Origin of the sequence: Streptomyces sp. NPDC093984 (genome assembly GCF_044764595.1) — a bacterium.
In the GTDB taxonomy this organism is placed as follows: Bacteria; Actinomycetota; Actinomycetes; order Streptomycetales; family Streptomycetaceae; genus Streptomyces; species Streptomyces cynarae.
This window is the reverse complement of the sequence record NZ_JBIWIM010000001.1, coordinates 1,074,814-1,093,704: the sequence shown is the minus strand read 5'-3', so window position 1 is coordinate 1,093,704 and position 18,891 is coordinate 1,074,814. Positions and strand designations below refer to the sequence as shown.

The following is an 18,891-nucleotide window of genomic DNA, read 5'->3' as shown; positions in this document are numbered from 1 at the left end:
GTCCGGTGGTGCAGACGGTGAGCGGGGGAGCGGACCCGGGTCCGGTGGTGCAGACGGTGAGCGGGGGAGCGGACCCGGAGCCGGCGGCGCGCCCCGCTCCGAGCCGTTCCCTGCGTCGCGACCGGGCGCCGCGGCCGGCCTGTGGGCCGAGCAGAACGGCCGAGCTGAGGTTACGAACGTTCCTTGAGCGCCTGCTCGATGGTGCGCATGACCTCGTCCAGGGGCGCGTCCGTCCTGGCCACGGTGACCAGCACCTCCCCGTGCGTGGTCGCGGAGGTCTTCGCCGTCCGGGGCGCGGTGTCCCGCCCGGCCCCGATCCCCGTTCCGAACGTCTTGCGGACGATCGCGAAGGCGTGGTCCAGCTGCGCCTCCACGTCTCCCTGGCCGCCCGCCCGCAGCCAGCGCCGCAGGACGTGGTTGTGCGCGGTGACCACCGCTGAGGCGGCGACCTCGGCGAGCAGCGGGTCGTCGTTCGCGTCGTCGTCGTGCGCGTGCTCGTCGAAGTGGCCGAGGAGGTAGCGGGTGAAGAGGCGCTCGTAGCGGGCGACCGAGGCGATCTCCGCCTCGCGCAGCGTCGGCACCTCGCGGGTCAGCTTGTAGCGCTGCACGGAGATCTCCGGCCGGGCCGCGTACATCTTCATGACTTCCTTGATGCCGCGGCACACGGTGTCGAGCGGGTGCTCGTGCGCGGGCGCGGCGTTGAGCACCGCCTCCGCCCGGATCAGGGTGTCGTCGTGGTCCGGGAAGATCGCCTCTTCCTTGGAGCGGAAGTGGCGGAAGAAGGTGCGCCGGGCGACCCCCGCGGCTGCCGCGATCTCGTCGACGGTGGTCGCTTCGTACCCCTTGGTGGCGAACAGCTCCATCGCCGCGGCCGCCAGTTCCCGGCGCATCTTGAGCCGCTGGGCCGCGGCGCGAGAGCCTGCGGCACTCTCCGGCGCGTCGGGCGTAGCTGGTGTACGTGAGGACTTGGCGGGCTGGGACATGACCCGAACGTACTGCATCTGCGCAGGATGGTGCGCATGTCCCGGGTTCCCCCCGCCCCGCGCGGGCGGGGGGTGACCGGCCGGGTCGAGCAGTCCGCCCCAGTCGGCGCCGCCGTGGAGCCGGTCGCCGCGCCGGTCAGCGCTTGGCATATTCGCGGAAGCCGCGGCCGGTCTTGCGGCCGAGGCAGCCCGCGGCCACCAGGTGTTCCAGAAGCGGCGCGGGCGCCAGGCCGGGGTCGCGGAACTCCCGGTGCAGCACCTTCTCGATGGCGAGCGAGACATCGAGTCCGACCACGTCAAGCAGTTCGAACGGACCCATCGGGTAGCCGCCGCCCAGCTTCATCGCCGCGTCGATGTCGTCCAGGGACGCGTAGTGCTCCTGCACCATCTTCACGGCGTTGTTCAGATACGGGAACAGCAGCGCGTTGACGATGAATCCGGCGCGGTCGCCGCAGTCGACGGGGTGCTTCCTGATCGAGCCGCACAGTGCGCGCACCGTCGCGTGGACGTCCTCCGCCGTCAGCACCGTGCGGACGACCTCGACGAGCTTCATCGCCGGCGCCGGGTTGAAGAAGTGCATGCCGATCACGTCCTGCGGGCGCGAGGTGGCGCGTGCACAGGCGACGACGGGCAGCGAGGAGGTGGTGGTGGCGAGGATCGCGCCGGACTTGCAGACCTTGTCGAACGTGGCGAACAGCTGCCGCTTGACCTCCAGGTCCTCGGCGACGGCCTCCAGGGCCAGGTCGACGTCCGCGAAGTCGTCGTAGGAGCCCGTGGGCCGGATCCGGTCCAGCGTCTGCGCGGCCGCCTCCGTGGTCATCCGGCCCTTGTCGACCGAGCGCGCCAGCGACTTGCCGATACGGGCCTTGGCGGCCTGGGCCTTCTCCTCGGTGCGGGCCGCTAGCACGACCTCGTACCCGGCCTTGGCGAAGACCTCGGCGATCCCGGACGCCATCGTGCCCGAGCCCGCGACACCGACCGAGCGGACCGTGCGACCCGGGACGAGCAAGTCGCCCTCCAGCGGGGTCAGCGCGTCGCGGACGACGACCGGGCTGCCCGGCGCCTCGTAGGTGTAGAAGCCGCGCCCCGCCTTGCGGCCGGTCAGGCCTGCCTCGCTGAGCTGCTTGAGGATCGGCGCGGGCGCGTGCAGACGGTCGTGGGAGGCGGCGTACATGGCCTCCAGGACGGTGCGGGCGGTGTCGATGCCGATCAGGTCGAGCAGGGCGAGCGGGCCCATGGGCAGCCCGCAGCCCAGCTTCATCGCGGCGTCGATGTCCTCGCGCGAGGCGTACTTGGACTCGTACATCGCGGCGGCCTGGTTCAGGTAGCCGAACAGCAGGCCGTCGGCGACGAAACCGGGCCGGTCGCCCACCGCGACGGGCTCCTTGCCGAGGTCGAGGGCGAGGTTGGTGACCGCGGTGACGACCGTGGGCGCGGTCAGCACGGACGAGACGATCTCCACCAGCCGCATCGCCGGGGCGGGGTTGAAGAAGTGCAGTCCGAGGACGCGCTCGGGGCGGGCCGAGTCGGCGGCGAGCCGGGTCACGGAGAGGGCGTTGGTGCCGGTGGCGAGGATGGTGTCCGGGCGCACGATGTCGTCGAGGGCCCGGAAGACCTGCTGCTTGATCTCGTACGACTCCGGGACCACCTCGATCACCAGGTCGGCGTCGGCGGCGGCCCGCAGGTCGGTGAAGGTGCGGAAGCGGGCGAGGGCGTCCTCGCGTTCCCGCTCGGTCATGCGGCCGCGGCTGACGGCGCGGGCGGTGGCGGTCTCCAGGGTGGCGACGGCCTTCGAGGCTGCGGCCTCGTCGATGTCGATGCCGACGACCTCGCGGCCGGCCCGGGTGAGCACCTCGGCGATACCGGTACCCATGGTGCCGAGGCCGACGACGGCAATGGTCTTGAGCGGGGACAGGGCGGTGTCGGAGAAGGGAGTGGCCATCGCGGGACTCCAGGGAATGAGGGTGACGACTGAGGGAGCGCACCTGGGTGCGCCGAGGGCGCACCGCAGGGCGGAGAGTGCGGGTGCTTGCCGGGCTGACGAGCGCACACGCCCGGCGCCGTGTCACGGACGTGCACACGCCCGGAACGGCGATACCGACCGGCCCTGTCCCGGAGCCGAGTCGTACTGAGGTACGCGATGTACCGAACCGACCAGCACTCACGACGGCTGCGTCACCAGGCCGCCGCGAGTCTCGCGAGTGGGTAACTCGCTCGTCTGAGCTTAACCGGCGGGTAACGAGCGCGCCAGCCCTCGGGTTTGTGATCTGGGTCCCGCCGCACCGGCCGCGCGCCTAGGCTCGGGAGCATGGACGAAGCGTTGCGATCACTCACGGAGCGTGTGCGGGCCGAGAGCGGCGGGTCCCCGGCCTGCGAGCGGCTGGTGGCGACCGGTGATCCGGACGAGCTGGCCGCCGTGCTGACCGAGCCGGGGCAGCCGCTGTGGGCCCGGGAACTGGCCGCCTTCCGGCTCGGCGTCGCGGGCGACCGGCGGTCCTTCGAGACACTCGTCCTGCTGCTCAACCACCGCGACCCGCAGCGCTGCGCGTCGGCCGCCCACGCCCTGGCCCGGCTCGGCGACCCGCGCACAGCCCGCGCGGCGGCCGCCCTCGCCACCAACGAGCTCCGCGTCGCCTACGCCCTGCATCCCGTGCGCCTGCTCGTCGAACTGCGCGCCCCCGAGGCCGTGCCCGCGCTGATCACCACGCTGCAGCGCCGGCTCCGCCCGCACGATCCCTACCGCAAAGTGGCGCTCGCCTGCGTGGAGGGGCTGGGCGCGCTCGGCGACCCCCGCGCCAGACCCGTCCTGAACGAGGCCCTCGCCCACCCGGTCCTGGCGGAGGCGGCGGTCCACGCACTGGCTCGCATCCCCGGCGGGCGGTGACCACCGCGCCGGATCACCGAGTCATCCGGCGGGCGGTGACCACCGCGCCGGATCACCGAGTCACGGATCAGCCCGCCACGATCGCGTACGCCTCGATCTCCATCAGGAACTCCGGGCGCACCAGGGCCGCCACCTGCACCGCAGACGACGCGGGCAGCCGGTCGTCGGGTATGTGCGCGGCGCGGGCCTCGCGGATCGCGGGCATATATGCCATGTCGGTCACGAAATAGGTGAGTTTGACGACGTCGTCGAATGTGGCTCCGGCGGCCGCCAGGCAGCGGCGCAGGTTCTCGAAGACCTGCCGGGCCTGTGCCGCGGGGTCGCCCTCGCCGACCGGTTTGCCGTCCTCGTCCAGGGCGAGTTGGCCGGAGATCGCGACGAAGCGACCGGTGCCCGTCACGACGTGGGAGTAAGGGGCGGCGGGGGCGACCCCGTCGGGGGCGGGAATCCTGGTCAGCTCGCTCATGGGTCCCATGGTGGACCACGGGTCTGACAGTGACCTCCGACGCCCCCGACGGGCCCCCGTCCGCTCAGCCGTGGAAGCCCAGCAGCCCGTGCAGCGTCGAACCGTGCCCCGCCCCGGACACCTCCGGGGACGCGGTCTTGCCGGTCAGCGGCTTGGGTTCGGGGAGCTTCTGGCACACCGCGTCGATGTCGCCGGTGCCGCGCGGCACCGTACCGTCGGTCAGGTAAGCCGCCAGATATCTGTCCAGGCAGGCGTTCCCGCTCAGGGTGACGCCGTGGTTGCCGCCGCCCTGTTCGACCACCAGCCGGGAGTCGCGTAGCAGGTGATGCACCGTCAGCCCACCTCGGTACGGCGTCGCGGCGTCGTCGGTCGCCTGGAACAGCAGCGTCGGCGGCAGCGCGTCGTTGGACACGTCCACCGGCCGCAGCGATCCCGTCGGCCAGAACGCGCACGGCGCGTTGTACCAGGCGTTGCTCCAGGTCATGAACGGTGCCTTGGCGTACACCGCCCACGTGTCCGCGCGCCACCGCGACCAGTCGCGCGGCCAGGAGGCGTCACGGCACTGCACCGCGGCATAGACGGAGTAGTTGTTGTCCCCAGAGGCGTCGACCGCGCCGTAGCGTTTGTACGCCTCGACCAGCGGATGGGGGTCCTTGTCGTTCACATAGGCCGCGAACGCCTCGGCGAGGTGCGGCCAGTAGCCGTCGAAGTAGCCGCCCGGCATGAAGGTGTCCTCCAATTCCGAGGCACCCACCTTCTTCTCGGCCGGTTTCATGGCCAGCGCCGCCCGCATCGCCTTCCACTTGACCTCGACGACGGCCGGATCGGTGCCGAGCCCGTACGCCGCGTCGTGTCGCGCCACCCACGCCAGGAACGCCCGGTGACGGTCGTTGAAGGCGTAGTCCTGCCGGATGTTGTTCTCGTACCACACCCCCTCGGGGTCGACAATGGAGTCGAGCACCAGACGACGCACCCGCTGGGGGAAGAGCTTCGCGTAGACGGCGCCCAGGTAGGTCCCGTACGAGTAGCCGAAGTAGCTGACCTTCTCGGCCCCCAGCGCCTGCCGGATCGCCTCCAGGTCGCGCGCGGTGCTCACCGTGTCGATGTACGGCAGGACGTCCGCGTACTTGGTGGCGCACGCCCGGGCGAAGGAGGCGACGCGGGCCAGGTTCGCCTTCTCCCGGGAAGGGGTGAGGGGAATCGTGTCGGGGCGGACCGGGGTGAAGTAGCCGGGCGTGCAGTTCAGGGCCGGCTTGCTCTTTCCCACGCCCCGCGGGTCGAAGCCGATGACGTCGTACTGCGCCGCCACCGCCTTGGGCAGCGAGGAGGCGACGTATCCGGCGAGGGCCAGACCACTGCCTCCGGGCCCGCCCGGGTTGACCAGCAGCGGTCCCTGATACGTCTTCGCGGTGTGCGGAACGCGGGACAGGGCCAGCGTGATCTGCGCTCCGCGCGGGTCGGCGTGGTCCAGCGGCACCGTGACGGTCGCGCACTGGAGCGTCGGATACTTGGTGGTGCCGCACTTCTTCCAGGTGAGGGGCGCCGCCGGTGCGGTGTCCGTGGTGCGCGGTGTGCTCGCGTCGGCCGGGACCGCGGTGAGCATCCCGGCGACGACCAGGGCGGCGCCGCACAGCACGGCTGCGCGGTGTGTCATGTCGGACCTCCCAGTACGGAGGGGTTCGGACCGCGAGTGCCGGGTCCTTGCCGCATCGTCCCGGAAAGGCCGTCCGGAAGAGCGTTGTTCAGGTTGCGGTTGACCCGATTGGGCCGTGCAAGCCGCTCGTATGCGCGTCGATCACAGGAGCGACAGCTGCGGCGGGCGGGTCACCGTGGGGTCCGCCGCGACGGCCTCGGGCCGGCCGGCAGCTCGCCCGACCGCCAAGGGCCCAGGGCAGACGGCACACTGCCCCGGGCCTCACGTTCCGTCAGCAGGTCGCCGCGCTGGAAATGCGCACGGCGTCGAGCTGTCCGCCGGAGACGTTGAATGTGCTCTGCGGCGGGAGGCACGCGGTGGAGCCGCCCACCCAGCGGATGTACGCCACGTCGTCATGCCGGGTGTTCACCACGCTGAGCGGTGCACTCGGCTTCGACGGCAGGGCCTGCCAGCCCGACGTCACGTCCTTGAACCGGCCTATGACGGTTCCGTTCTTGATGAAGCAGACGTAGGGATAGGAGCAGGTCGCTGTGGCGCTCTGCTCCGCCGCCCGAGCTGTGACGGTTCCGCCCGCCAACAGGGCCCCCGTCGCCGCCAGTACGGCCGTCGCCGCGCGGAGCCTGCCGACTCTTCCGGTCGTATTGATCGATTTCATGAGTGTTCCCCCTTCTGGCCATTGGTCATGACGAGGTATAGGGGAAGTGATGTGAGTGCAACGAGTGTCAAACAGGCCATGCTGCTCCGCGGCGCCCAGAAGGTGCTGCCGACGATCCCGGGGTGGGATGCGGACGGGTGACGGCGGACAGGCGATCGCCCGCGTGTCCCGGTCGCGGGCTCCGGTGGTCACCACCGATTCCGGGCCGAATGCCGCATCCGCGCCGTGCCTTCAGCACGCCTCGCCTATGCTCTATGCGTTTGCATGATTGGCATGCTCCAGACGAGACATGCCCACGGTTCGCTCCATGGAAGGTGCGCGTGGCGCCCATAGGAAGATTCAGACAGCTGGCCGTGGTCGCGGCCGCGGCCGCCCTGTTCGCCGGGCTGACGGGGCAGTCGGCGACGGCTGCGGACACCCCCACGGTGACGCAACTGACGCTCAGCGGCGACCAGTTCAAGATGACGGACACCAGTTACGTCGCCGCGACGAACAACCTCTACAACAACTACCTGACGGACCACGCCAGTCTGACGGACGTCATCACCACGAACTACACCACGAACTCGTCGGGCGCCACCGACTCCTGGCTGAACCTGCGCTCGATGCGAACCTGCTCGGGCAACGAGACCAAGGCGCTGCCGCCGGTGACCACCAAGGTCGCCTGGTGCTGGTCGTCGGCGCACGGCGACGACACCACCCAGCACTGGTACCCGCAGGGTCTGAGCACCACCGGTACGGCCGACGGCAGCGACGGCGCGATCCAGGGAGACCACGTCGCCGCGGTCTCCTGGCACTACGAGACGCTGTCCGGGGAGACCTCCAGCGGCTGCAAGACGGACAACCTGCTGAAGCTCACCTTCATCGACCGTGACACCGGCAAGTACCGCCACGTCCTGCTCGCCGAGCCGACCAGCACCTCGTCGAGCGCGTCGAACTTCAAGTTCGTCACGGGCCACGGCGGCGGCATCGTCTGGTACGCCAACTACATCTACGTCACGGACACCGCGCACGGCATCCGGGTGTTCGACATCAACAAGCTCGCCAAGGTCGACGACTACGGCTCCGGCGTCAGCACCTACGGCATCAGCGGCGGCCGCTCCAGCGCGTGCGGCTACCCGTACGTGCTGCCCGAGGTGCACTACTACCAGCAGTCGGGCACACCCACCTCGTGCGACTCCGACGCGAACGCCGGCACCCTCGACCCCGACCACCTCTGCTACTCCTGGCTCTCCCTCGACAAGACCGGCGGCAGCCCGTACAAGCTGGTCACCGGCGAGTGGTACGGCGGCGTCGACGGCGGCCGCGTGGTGCGCTACCAGCTCAACCCGACGAGCTCCTCGACCTACCCGGGGCTGCTCAACATGTCCAGTGGCAAGACCGTCATCCAGGACGCCTACGCGGCCTCCCGCTACCGGGGCCTGCAGGGCGGCATGACCTGGACCGACGACCAGGGCGTGCTGAACTTCGCCTTCCACAAGGGCTGCGGCACCCAGCCCGGCGTGTACTCCCACACGTGGATCGGCGACACCAGGGCCGGAACGACCTGCGCGGCCGGCGGCAACTGGGCGGCCGGTCCGCCGCAGGCCCTGAGCTACTGGCCGAAGCTCGACGCGACCCAGGTCGACGAGCTGTGGGGGCTGACCGAGGGCATCTGCTACAGCCCGAGCGACCCGCGGTACGACGAGCACACGCCGACGAGCACGCTGGACGCCTGCTACGGCTACAACGGCTCGACGACCTCGTCCCTGCGCACGGTCTTCGCCGTCGGCTTCACCGACCCGGCGGTGCAGAACCTGCACTGACCTGACGCACGTCGGGAGGGGCCCGTTCCCGGCGCCATCTGGTGCCGGGAACGGGCCCCGAAAAGTTCGCCGGACCGGCATGGAGTCAAGAGTCGCTCGTATGCGCGTCGATCACAGGAGCGAGAGCTGCGTCGGCCCCGTCACGGTCGGCTCCGCCGCAACCGGCTCGGGCTCGGGCCGGCGGATCCTGTGCGGCATCCCGGGGCGCGTCGGGCCGATGCCGTACTCCTGGGCCAGCTCGTGCACCTGGCCGGTGATCCGGCGCTGGTACCACTTCGGGGCGTAGGCGCCGTCCGCGTACAGCCGTTCGTAACGGCGTACGAGATACGGATGCCGGCGCTCCAGCCAGGCCATGAACCATTCGCGCGCGCCCGGGCGCAGATGGAGCACCAGCGGGGTCACCGAGGTCGCCCCCGAGGCGGCGATCGCCCGTACGGTGGCGCGGAGTTGGGCCGGGTCGTCGCTCAGGAAGGGGATCACGGGGGCCATCAGGACACCGCAGCCGATGCCGTGCTCGCCGAGCGTGCGCACGACGTCCAGCCGGCGCTCCGGGGCGGGAGTGCCCGGTTCGGCGGTGCGCCACAGCTCCTGGTCGGTGAAGCCGACGGAGACGGAGATGCCGACGTCGGTGACCTCGGCGGCCTGCTTCAGCAGGTCGAGGTCGCGCAGGATCAGGGTGCCCTTGGTGAGGATCGAGAAGGGGTTCGCGTGGTCGCGCAGCGCCGCGATGATGCCCGGCATCAACCGGTAGCGGCCCTCGGCCCGCTGGTAGCAGTCGACGTTGGTGCCCATCGCGATGTGCTCGCCGTGCCAGCGGGGTGAGCCGAGGTGGGCGCGCAGCAGTTCGGGTGCGTTGACCTTCACCACGACCTGGGTGTCGAAGCCGAGCCCCGTGTCGAGGTCGAGGTAGCTGTGCGTCTTGCGGGCGAAGCAGTACACGCACGCGTGTGTGCAGCCCCGGTAGGGGTTGACCGTCCACTCGAAGGGCATGCGGGAGGCGCCCGGCACCCGGTTCACGATCGAACGCGCCCGCACCTCGTGGAAGGTGATGCCGCGGAACTCCGGGGTGTCGAATGTGCGGGTGGTCACCGCGTCCGCGTCGAACAGCGCGGCGCCCCGGGCCGCGGCGGGGTTCTCGGCCAGATGATCCCAGCGCATGGGCGCCTCCTCGGTAGTACTGCGCCACAGAATAGAACACACGTTCCCTTGATCGCGAGGTGGATTCGGTTGCACGTTCGAATTAGCGGAAGGTCGACCCCGGCCTGCGGCTTTCCGGGGCAGGCAGTCGTGCACCGCGCGCGGGACGTCGGCGCGCCCCTCAGCCCCGTGGCTCCGTCTGCGTCATAACAGAGAGATGCAGCAGTCGAGACCGCCGGGGAGCATCTCCACGGGCGTACGTCACCTCACCCTGGAAGCCGCGGGCGTCACCCTGTCCTGCCTGCTCGCCGAGGTGCCGGACGGCGAGCCGCGCGCCACCGTGGTCGCCCTGCACGGCGGCGGCATGACGGCGGGCTACTTCGACGGGCAGGCCCACCCCGACCTGTCCCTCCTGACCCTCGGCGCCCGCCTCGGCTTCACGGTGCTCGCGGTGGACCGGCCCGGCTACGGGCTGTCCGCCGGCCGGCTGCCCGACGGGCAGACCCTCGCCGAACAGGCCGAGGTGCTCCAGGCCGCCCTGGAGGCGTTCGCGGCGCGGTATGCCACCGGAGCGGGCTTCTTCCTGCTGGCGCACTCCTACGGCGGCAAACTCGCCCTCGTGACGGCCGCGCGCGCCGACGGGCTGCTCGCACTGGACGTCTCCGGCTGCGGCCACCGCTACGGCGTCGAGCCCGCCGAACTGCTCGACATCGGGCGCGGCGCGCACCGGGGCCGCAACTGGGGTCCGCTGTGGCTGTATCCGCCGGGGACGTTCCGCTCGATCGGCTCGCTCATCGCTCCCATGCCGGCCCGCGAGACGGCCGAAGTCGCCCACTGGCCATCGCTGTTCGAGGACCTGGCGCCGCGCGTCCGGATCCCCGTGAGGCTGACCTTCGCCGAGCACGAGGCGTGGTGGCTGCACGGGGAACGGGACCTCGCCGACCTCACCGCGCGCCTCGCCGCGACGCCCGTGGTCCGCGTCGAACGCCAGCCTGCGGCGGGCCACAACATCAGCCTGGGCTGGGCGGCGCGCGCGTACCACCTGCGCGCGCTCGCGTTCTTCGAGGAGCGCCTGTCGGTGTCCGCGGAGGATGAGCGGCAGTTGACGGCACGGGTGCGGTCCGGGGCCACGCCCCGGGTGTGATGGGATGGCGCACACCCCATCACACGTACAGGGAAGAGGAAGGTCATGGCGCAGGTCGAGGCCACCACGGAGCGGACCATCGCGGCGGACGCGGAGACGGTGTTCGACGCGCTCGCCGACTACAGCGGCACCCGCGCGCGGCTGCTGCCCGAACAGTTCAGCGAGTACGAGGTGCGCGAGGGCGGCGACGGGGAGGGAACCCTCGTGCACTGGAAGCTCCAGGCCACCAGCAAGCGCGTCCGTGACTGCCTGCTGGAGGTCAGCGAGCCGACCGACGGCGAACTCGTCGAGAAGGACCGCAACTCCTCCATGGTCACCACCTGGCGGGTCACCCCGGCCGGCGAGGGCAGGTCCCGGGTCGTCGTGACCACCACCTGGAAGGGCGCCGGCGGCATCGGTGGCTTCTTTGAGAAGACCTTCGCGCCCAAGGGCCTCGCCCGGATCTACGACGCGATCCTCGCGAAGCTCGCCGCCGACGTGGAGAAGTGACGGGGCGTACGGCGTCGGGCGCGAACGGCGGGAGTCCGTTCGCGCCGCCATGACTCCCTGTGCGCTCCGGGGGGCTCGGGACCGGTTCTCCGCTCCCCGGAGCGCGCGCCGTCAGTCGACGGGCTGATTCTCGCGCTCACCGTTTCGAGTGGTTTTCCGTGGGGCGCGGTGGTGCGCCGTAGCGCTCCGACCGGCGCATACCTTCCACGGCCCGTCTCACGGGCGACTCGTCGCGGTTGCTCCCTGTTGTCGCGCAATGCGAGAAATGTGCGGCGCAGACGCGACGAGGGGAGCGGTACGTGGGCGGGACGACTGCGGTGGACGTGGACGACGAGCGGGCCGTGCTGTCCGTGGTCCCGGACGCGCACCGGGAGCCGGCCGGCGTCGAGCCGCCCGAGGTGCCCGTGGCGCTCGGCCCCCGCCGGATCCGGCTGGTCTTCGTCGGGCTCATGCTCGCGCTGCTGCTCGCAGCCCTCGACCAGATGATCGTGGCAACCGCGCTCCCCAAGGTCGTCGGCGAGCTGCACGGCCTGGACCGGATGTCCTGGGCGATCACCGCCTACCTGCTGACCTCCACCGTCGGCCTTCCGGTCTACGGCAAGTGCGGTGACCTCTTCGGCCGCAAGGGCGTCTTCCAGTTCGCGATCGGCGTCTTCGTCGTCGGCTCCGCGCTCGCCGGCCGGGCGTCGACCATGGACCAGCTCATCGCCTTCCGCGCGATCCAGGGCATCGGCGCCGGCGGCCTGATGATCGGTGTGCAGGCGATCATCGCGGACATCGTCCCGCCCCGCGAACGCGGCCGCTACATGGGCATCATCGGCGCCGCCTTCGGTCTCGCCTCCGTCGCCGGGCCCCTGCTGGGCGGCTACTTCACGGACCACCTCTCCTGGCGCTGGTGCTTCTACGTCAACGTGCCCTTCGGCCTGGTCACCTTCGCCGTCGTCACGGCGGTGCTGAAACTGCCGAGGCCCGCCGTCAAGGCCCGCCTCGACGTCCTCGGCACCCTGCTGCTGGCAGCGACGTCGACCTGCCTGGTGCTGCTGACCAGCTGGGGCGGCACCGAGTACGCCTGGGACTCGCGGGTCATCCTGGGCCTCGGCGCGGGCGCGGCCCTCGGATGCGTCCTCTTCCTGGTCGTCGAGCGGTTCGCCGTCGAACCCCTCATCCCGCTGCGGCTGCTGAGGGACCCCGTCTTCAACGTCACCGCGCTCGTGGGTCTCGTCATCGGCGTCGCCCTGTTCGGTGCCGCCAGCTACCTGCCCACCTTCCTGCAGATGGTCGACGGGGCGAGCGCCACCGAGTCCGGGCTGCTGATGCTGCCGATGATGGCCGGAATCGTCGGCGCCTCGATCATCAGCGGGCAGCTCATCAGCCACACAGGCCGCTACAAGGTTTTTCCGCTCCTCGGCAGCGTCCTGGCCGCGATCGGCATGTGGCTGCTGTCCCGGCTCGACGTGGACACGCCCCGGCTGGAGTACAGCGTGTGGATGGCCGTCCTCGGCGCAGGTATCGGCTTGGTGATGCCGGTGCTGATCCTCGCCGTGCAGAACTCCGTCCGCCCGGCCGACCTCGGCACCGCGACCAGCGCCAACAACTACTTCCGGCAGATCGGCGGCAGCGTCGGTGCCGCCGTCTTCGGGACCCTGTTCGCCCACCGGCTCTCGGACGCCCTGCGCGAACGCCTCCCGGCGAGCTCGGGCGCCCGTCTGCCCGACCCCGAGTCCATCACGCCGCAACTCGTCCACGCACTGCCGCCGACGCTGCGGAACGCGTACATCGAGGCGTACGCCGAGGCCATGCCGCGGATCTTTCTCTACCTCGTCCCGGTGATCGTCCTCGGCCTGCTCATCGCCTTCTTCCTCAAGGAGAAACCACTGGTGTCCCACAACGCCCCAGCCGACTGCCCGCCCTCCGTCCAGGTCCCGCAGGCGCGCGCGCCGTACGCCGCCGGCGTGCCCGTCTGCGGCACGGTCCAGCACCCCGACGGCACCGTCGTCCCGCGCGCGGCGCTCACCCTCATCGACGTCGCGGGCGTGCAGATCGGGCGGGGCGCGAGCGGCGAGGACGGGCGGTACGCGCTGTCCACGCCCGGCTCCGGGTCCTACGTCCTCATCGCCGCGGCCGGCGGCCACCAGCCGCAGGCCGTCTCGGTGACCGTCGGGGAGCGCCCGGTCGAACTGGACGTCGTGCTCGGCGGCGCGGGACGGCTGGCGGGCAGCGTGGTCACGGCCGACGGCACCCCGGTGCGCGACGCCGCCGTCACGCTCACCAACGTGCACGGAGAGGTGGTCGCGACCACCCGCAGCGGGCGCGAGGGAAGCTACGTCATCACCGAGCTGGTGGCCGGTGAGTACACCCTCGCCGCGAGCGCCCCCGCATTCCGCCCGGCCGCGCTCCCCGTCAGCGTGCAGGCCTCGCGCGAGACCCGGCAGGACGTCGAACTCGCGGGCGGCGCGGTGCTGCGGGGCACGGTCCGTGCGGGGGACGGACGGCCGGTCGAGGACGCGCGGGTGACGCTGCTGGACGCCGCGGGCAACGTCGTCGACACGCTGACCACCGGGGCCGACGGGACCTATCGATTCATCGATCTGTCGTCAGGGGAGTACACGGTCATCGCGGCCGGTTACCCGCCGGTGGCCACGGTGTTGCAGGTCGCCGGGGGCGGTCGGACCGAGCGTGATCTGCAGTTGGGGCATGAGGACTAAGGGGGTGGGGGCTCACAGGTCTGTCGGCCGCGGGCTGTTCGTGGCCGGTCGCGCCCGCGCGGCGGAGCCGCAGAATGTCACCGCCGCGCGCCCCTTGGGGCGTGCCTGTGCGCCCCTGTGGGACCAATTCGCGTAATGCTGCACATCCCAACCAGTAGGGGCCCTACCGTGTTGGTGGCGGCACAGATCTTGCAAGCGGGGAGAAAGGGCCTGGGCCATGGACCATGGCACCGAGACGGGCGCCTCGGCCGGGCACGGAGCGGCGGAGTACGCCGCGGCCGGCCGTATCCCGCTGGCCGTGGTCGTGGTGGACCGCGAGGGGCTGGTCTCGCACTGGAGCCGGGGTGCGCGAAGGTTGTTCGGCATCCCCAGGGAGGACGCGCTCGGGCGGCCCGCCGTCGATCTGCTGCCCGTCTCCGGCGCCCTGCCCGAAGGTGAGGACACCGGGCCTTACGGGGCGTACGTGGCGTACGACGGACTCGGCCCCGGCCTGGAGTCCTCGCTCGACGGGCGGCTGTCGTACCCGGCCGCGGGGCGCGCCCGGCTCTCCGTGCCCGACACCGAGCGCGTGGACGTGCTGTGGTGGGCGTACCCCCTGGTGGGTCCGGGCCCGGAGCGGCTGCTGGTGCTGGCCGCCGACGCGGGCGCGCTGCATCACCAGGACGACGGCATGGCGGTCGAGCGCATCGCGCCCGGTTTCGCCCTGCACACCGACTTCCCCGGCGCGGAGGAACTCGCCCGCAGGCTGCCGGAGATCCTGCCCAGCATGAGCGTGGGCGAAAGCGCTCGCATCGTCTCGCAGGTCCTCGAACTCGGCTATCCGATCCTGGAGTTCAGCCAGAACGACCGGGTTCCCGTCACCCCCGACTGGGGCGTGCCCCGGCGCGCGGAGCGCAGGGAGCGCCGGGAGCGGGCGGCGCGCGCCGTGGCGGCCGGGCAGCCGGTGCCGCAGGACGTCCAGGACGAGGGCGAGGACCTCGAGTACGCCGCGGTGCGCGAGCGGCTGGAGTTCCTCAACGAGGTCAGCGGCAAGATCGGCACCTCCCTCGACCTGGCGCAGACCATCATCGAGGTCAGCAAGGCCGTGGTGCCCCGCTTCACCGACGTGGCCTGCACGTATCTGCGCGAGCAGGTCGTCGCCGGCGAGGGGTTCCCCGACGGCGTGCCCGACACCACCACCATGTGGCACCGGGTCGCCCTGGAGCACACCGACGAGCCGGGCCGCTGGGAAGACGTCGTGCCGGTCGGCGAGGCCATGCCGTTCCCGGCGGAGACGCCCTTCTTCCAGTGCATGACCACCGGGCAGCCCGTCGTCATCCCGCGCATCAGCGAGGAGATGGGGCACGCCATCGCCTCCCAGTTCGACAAGCGCGACATCCGGCCTCTCATCACCCACCGCTCCATGCTGATCGTGCCGCTGAAGGCGCGCCAGGTGGTCCTCGGGTTCATGGCGCTGATGCGCCATCCGGAGCGTCCCGAGTTCAACGACATGGACCGGGTCACGGGTGCCGAACTCGCCGCCCGCGCGGCCCTCGTGCTGGACAACGCGCGCATGTACACGTACCAGGAGAACGTCGCGGAGACCCTCCAGGACAGCATGCTGCCGCACATCGCACCGCGCATGACGGGCTGCGACATCGCCACCCGCTACCTCCCGGGCACCCTGCTCGGACGCGTCGGCGGCGACTGGTTCGACTCCGTGAAACTGCCCGGCGCCCGCACCGCCCTCGTCGTCGGCGACGTCATGGGACACGGGCTCAACTCCGCCGCCATGATGGGCCAGTTGCGCACGGCCGTACAGACCATGGCCGCGCTCGACCTGCCGCCCGCCCAGCTGCTGCGCAACCTCGACGACCTCGCCCAGCGACTCGGCGACACCTACCTCGCGACCTGCCTCTACGCCGTCTACGACCCGATCGCGAGCGAACTGCACCTCGCCAACGCCGGCCACATCCCACCGGTGATCGTCCGCGCGGAGGACGGGCGCAGTGAACTGCTCGACCTGCCCACGGGTGCGCCGATCGGCGTCGGTGGGGTGCCGTTCGAGTCGGTACGGGTGCCGGTGGCGCCCGGCGACCGGCTGGTGATGTGCACCGACGGACTGGTCGAGGTGCGCGGCGAGGACATCGGTGTCGGGCTCGCCACGCTGTGCGAGTCCGCCGCGCACCCGGCGGCCTCCATGGACGACGCCTGCGACACGATCATCCGCGCCCTCAACACGTGCGGCGGCCGCAAGGACGACGTGGCGCTGCTCATGGCCCGGCTGGCCGGCATCGAACCCGAGGACGTCGCCGTGTGGCGGTTCACCCTGGACCCCGTCGAGGTGGGCCGGGCCCGCGCGGTGGTCCGTGAACAGCTCCACGACTGGGGGCTCGACGCGCTCGCGCACAACGCCGAGTTGATGGTCAGCGAACTGGTCACCAACGCCGTACGGCACTCCCACGGCCGCCCGGTCGAACTGCGGCTCGTGCGCGGCGACACCCTGCTGTGCGAGGTGGACGACGACGACCACACGCTGCCCACGCTGCTCAGCGCCGGACCCGGTGACGAGTCCGGCCGCGGCCTGCGCGTGGTGAGCACGCTGGCCCGCGAGTGGGGGACCAGCCGGACGAGCGCCGGAAAGACGGTCTGGTTCGAACTGACGCTGCCACGCGCCGCCCGACGCTGACCGGCCGCCGCGTTACCGGAAGCCATGTGTCAGGCCGACGGCCCGCTCGTCGTCCCCCTCACCTCCAGCGCCGGTGTCGTCAGGACCAGTTCCGCCGGGCGGGCCGGGTCGGCGATGCGGTCCAGGAGGCGCCCGGCGGCGCGGCGGCCCACGTCGTGGCTGCCGTTGTCCACCGTGGTGAGCCACAGGTGCCGCAGACGCGAGAGGTAGGTGTTGTCGTAGCCGACGAGGGAGAGGTCGCGCGGCACCCGCAGCCCCAGCTCCTCCGCCGCCGAGAGGGCGCCTACGCAGGCGATGTCGTTGAAGGCGAAGACGGCCGTGGGGCGTCGGCGGGCGCTGAGCAGGCGGATCGCGGCCCGGTAGCCGCCCTCCTCCGTCAGGTCGCCCTGTTCCACGATCGCCGAGTCGGCGAGGCCGTGCTCGCGCATCACGGTCTCGAAACTGCGCCGGCGCAGTGCGCCGACCACGCCCTGCCCGGCGATGTGGGCGATGCGACGGTGGCCGAGACCGATCAGGTGCTCGGTGGCGAGGCGGGCGCCGTGCTCGTCGTCGTTCGCGACGATGTCGACGGCGGGCAGTTCCGGCTCGCGGGCCCCGGCGACGACGGTGGGGATCCGGGCGGCGGCCTGGCGCAGGGCCTCGGAGGGCGGCAGGGTGCCGACCGCGATCAACCCGTCGACCCGCAGGTCCGTGAAGGTGCGGGTCAGGTCCTCGCCGAGGCGCCGGTTGAGGTGGCCGTCGGCCAGCAGCATGCGCAGACCGGCGTCGTGCAGCCGGGAGTTCAGGCCGTCGAGCAGCTCCACGAACCAGGGGTTGCGCATGTCGTTGAGCAGGACGCCGACCGTACGGGTGCGGCGCTCGCTGAGGCTGCGTGCGGCGGCGTTGGGCCGGTACCCCAGCTCCTCGACGGCGGCCAGCACCGCCTGCCGCTTCTCCGGGCGCACCTGGTCGGAGCCGCGCAGCACCAGGGAGACCAGCGACTTCGACACTCCGGCCCGTTCGGCCACATCGCGGATCGTCGGCGGTCTCATGCGTGGACCGTTCCATACGGTGGACGCGCTTGTCAAAGGGATTGACAAGTGGGGATATGCCCTCCAGTGTGGGCCGCGCACGTTCTGGAACGGTCCAAGAGGGGCAGTCATGGTGAGTACGCTCGGCGTCGCCGTCGTGGGATTCGGCTGGATGGGGCGGGTGCACACCCAGGCCTACGTCCGCCTGCCGCACCACTTCCCGCAGCTGCCCCTGCGCCCCGAACTGGTCGCCGTCGCCGACGAGGTTCCAGGCCGGGCGGAGGAGGCCGCCGCTCAGTACGGCTTCGCCACCCCGGTCCGGGACTGGCGCGACATCGCCGCCGATCCACGGGTGCGGGCGGTGAGCATCGCCGCCCCGAACTTCCTGCACCGCGAGATCGGCGTCGCCATGGCCGAGGCGGGCAAGCACATCTGGATCGAGAAGCCGGTCGGCCTGACCGCCGAGGACGCCCGCGCGGTCGCGGGCGCGGTCGCCAAGGCCGGCGTGCAGGGCACGGTCGGGTTCAACTACCGGGGTGCGCCCGCCGTCGCCACCGCCCGCGAACTGATCGCCTCCGGTGAGATCGGCACCGTCACCCACGTCCGCATCCGCCTCTTCAGCGACTACGCCGCCCACCCGGAGGGCGCCCTGACCTGGCGGTACGAGCGGGAGCGCGGCGGCAGCGGAGTCCTCGGCGACCTCGCCTCGCACGGCGTGGACCTGGCCCGCTTCCTGCTCGGCGAGATCGAGTCGCTGGCCGCCGACACCGCCGTCTTCATCCCCGAACGCGCCCGCCCCACAGGGGCCACCGCCGGCCACGCCCGAGCGACCGGCGGCGAGCCGGGCCCCGTGGAGAACGAGGACTACGTGGGCTGCCTGCTGCGCTTCTCCTCCGGCGCCCGCGGCGTGCTCGAGGCGAGCCGGGTCTCGGTCGGCGAACAGAACAACTACGGCTTCGAGGTCCACGGCACCAAGGGCGCCCTCTTCTGGGACTTCCGCCGCATGGGCGAACTCGGCGTCAGCCGCGGTACGGCGTACCAGGACCAGCCCGTCAGCACCCTCTACGTCGGCCCCGGGCACGGCGAGTACGCCGCCTTCCAGCCCGGCTCGGCCAACAGCATGGGCTACGACGACCTCAAGGTCATCGAGGCGTACCACTTCCTGCGCTCCGTCGCGGAGGGCACGGCCCACGGCCCGACCCTCGAGGACGCCGTGCGCAGCGCCGCCGCCCTGGACGCCATGAGCCGCTCGGCCGAGCGGCGCGGCTGGGTGGACCTGGCGTGAGCCCGG

At 71.6% G+C, this 18,891-nt stretch carries 14 protein-coding genes; 7 read left to right on the top strand and 7 right to left on the bottom strand.

Annotated features, from left to right (window positions below):
• Window positions 1-170 precede the first annotated feature (170 nt).
• Window positions 171-983, bottom strand: a complete 813-nt coding sequence (locus ACIRC0_RS04920) for a TetR family transcriptional regulator (RefSeq protein ID WP_403611296.1) — start codon at window positions 981-983, stop codon at window positions 171-173.
• Between the two features lie 136 nt (window positions 984-1,119).
• Complete coding sequence (locus ACIRC0_RS04915; RefSeq protein ID WP_403611294.1) at window positions 1,120-2,925, bottom strand: 3-hydroxyacyl-CoA dehydrogenase family protein; 1,806 nt, start codon at window positions 2,923-2,925, stop codon at window positions 1,120-1,122.
• A 366-nt stretch (window positions 2,926-3,291) separates the two neighbouring features.
• Between ACIRC0_RS04915 and ACIRC0_RS04910 the strand changes: the two genes are divergently transcribed.
• Window positions 3,292-3,867, top strand: coding sequence for an adenylosuccinate lyase (locus ACIRC0_RS04910; protein WP_403611291.1), 576 nt, complete (start codon window positions 3,292-3,294; stop codon window positions 3,865-3,867).
• 67 nt (window positions 3,868-3,934) lie between these two features.
• Here ACIRC0_RS04910 and ACIRC0_RS04905 read toward each other — a convergent pair whose 3' ends face one another.
• The 3 genes from ACIRC0_RS04905 to ACIRC0_RS04895 all read right to left on the bottom strand — a co-directional run bounded on the left by ACIRC0_RS04905 (window position 3,935) and on the right by ACIRC0_RS04895 (window position 6,642).
• Window positions 3,935-4,333, bottom strand: coding sequence for a RidA family protein (locus tag ACIRC0_RS04905; RefSeq protein WP_403611288.1), 399 nt, complete (start codon window positions 4,331-4,333; stop codon window positions 3,935-3,937).
• Between the two features lie 64 nt (window positions 4,334-4,397).
• Window positions 4,398-5,987 carry an alpha/beta hydrolase gene (locus ACIRC0_RS04900; protein WP_403611286.1) on the bottom strand — a complete coding sequence of 530 codons (1,590 nt, stop codon included), beginning with the start codon at window positions 5,985-5,987 and terminating at the stop codon, window positions 4,398-4,400.
• 271 nt (window positions 5,988-6,258) lie between these two features.
• Complete coding sequence (locus ACIRC0_RS04895; protein WP_403611284.1) at window positions 6,259-6,642, bottom strand: hypothetical protein; 384 nt, start codon at window positions 6,640-6,642, stop codon at window positions 6,259-6,261.
• A 320-nt stretch (window positions 6,643-6,962) separates the two neighbouring features.
• On the opposite strand from ACIRC0_RS04895, the gene ACIRC0_RS04890 reads away from it, so the two are divergent.
• Complete coding sequence (locus ACIRC0_RS04890) at window positions 6,963-8,447, top strand: hypothetical protein (protein WP_403611282.1); 1,485 nt, start codon at window positions 6,963-6,965, stop codon at window positions 8,445-8,447.
• 111 nt (window positions 8,448-8,558) lie between these two features.
• Here the strand turns inward: ACIRC0_RS04890 and ACIRC0_RS04885 are convergent, their stop codons facing one another.
• Entirely contained in the window at window positions 8,559-9,605 is a 1,047-nt protein-coding gene (locus ACIRC0_RS04885) for an Rv2578c family radical SAM protein (protein WP_403611279.1), read from the bottom strand.
• Window positions 9,606-9,801: 196 nt separating this feature from the next.
• Between ACIRC0_RS04885 and ACIRC0_RS04880 the strand changes: the two genes are divergently transcribed.
• The 4 genes from ACIRC0_RS04880 to ACIRC0_RS04865 all read left to right on the top strand — a co-directional run bounded on the left by ACIRC0_RS04880 (window position 9,802) and on the right by ACIRC0_RS04865 (window position 16,590).
• Window positions 9,802-10,728: an alpha/beta hydrolase gene (locus ACIRC0_RS04880; protein WP_403611277.1), complete on the top strand. Its 927-nt coding sequence runs from the start codon at window positions 9,802-9,804 to the stop codon at window positions 10,726-10,728.
• A 45-nt stretch (window positions 10,729-10,773) separates the two neighbouring features.
• A complete protein-coding gene (locus ACIRC0_RS04875; protein ID WP_200418015.1) occupies window positions 10,774-11,217 on the top strand; it encodes an SRPBCC family protein in 444 nt (147 codons plus the stop codon).
• Window positions 11,218-11,516: 299 nt separating this feature from the next.
• Complete coding sequence (locus tag ACIRC0_RS04870) at window positions 11,517-13,922, top strand: MFS transporter (RefSeq protein WP_403611273.1); 2,406 nt, start codon at window positions 11,517-11,519, stop codon at window positions 13,920-13,922.
• A 217-nt stretch (window positions 13,923-14,139) separates the two neighbouring features.
• On the top strand, window positions 14,140-16,590 hold the full coding sequence (locus tag ACIRC0_RS04865; protein WP_403611270.1) for a SpoIIE family protein phosphatase: 2,451 nt from the start codon (window positions 14,140-14,142) through the stop codon (window positions 16,588-16,590).
• A 29-nt stretch (window positions 16,591-16,619) separates the two neighbouring features.
• Here ACIRC0_RS04865 and ACIRC0_RS04860 read toward each other — a convergent pair whose 3' ends face one another.
• Window positions 16,620-17,621, bottom strand: coding sequence for a LacI family DNA-binding transcriptional regulator (locus tag ACIRC0_RS04860; protein ID WP_403611267.1), 1,002 nt, complete (start codon window positions 17,619-17,621; stop codon window positions 16,620-16,622).
• Between the two features lie 109 nt (window positions 17,622-17,730).
• On the opposite strand from ACIRC0_RS04860, the gene ACIRC0_RS04855 reads away from it, so the two are divergent.
• The gene (locus ACIRC0_RS04855) at window positions 17,731-18,885 is read left to right on the top strand and encodes a Gfo/Idh/MocA family protein (RefSeq protein ID WP_403611264.1); all 1,155 of its coding nucleotides are present in this window, start codon (window positions 17,731-17,733) and stop codon (window positions 18,883-18,885) included.
• The last annotated feature ends 6 nt before the right edge of the window (window positions 18,886-18,891 follow it).